This window comes from Halioglobus sp. HI00S01 (assembly GCF_001635445.1).
In the GTDB taxonomy this organism is placed as follows: Bacteria; Pseudomonadota; Gammaproteobacteria; order Pseudomonadales; family Halieaceae; genus Halioglobus; species Halioglobus japonicus.
The window spans coordinates 1-220 of the sequence record NZ_LWEE01000155.1 but is presented as its reverse complement, the minus strand read 5'-3'; the positions used below and the strand labels follow the sequence as shown (position 1 = coordinate 220).

General features: G+C 61.4%; 1 pseudogene. It reads right to left on the bottom strand.

The annotated features are described in order from the left end of the window. Positions 1-220: pseudogene (locus A3709_RS15025) on the bottom strand (methylmalonyl Co-A mutase-associated GTPase MeaB); the annotation flags it as partial.

Sequence of the window (220 nt, the reverse complement as noted above, 5' to 3'; positions counted from 1 at the left end):
TAGCCAGCGGCTTCGCAAAGTAGCATGGTTTCACGGGTTTTCTGAGCCACGCCGCCAAGCGCGCCCTCTGATGGTGAGGGCCGGATAAAGGCCTCTTCCCTGCGCGACAATTCTTCCATGCGCGTCTTGTCGCCCAGTATCGAACCGCCCGCGATCGGAGAGCTTGGGTCTACCGCCAGCACAGCTACCCGCTTGCCCTGCGCAATCAGGTACAGGCCAA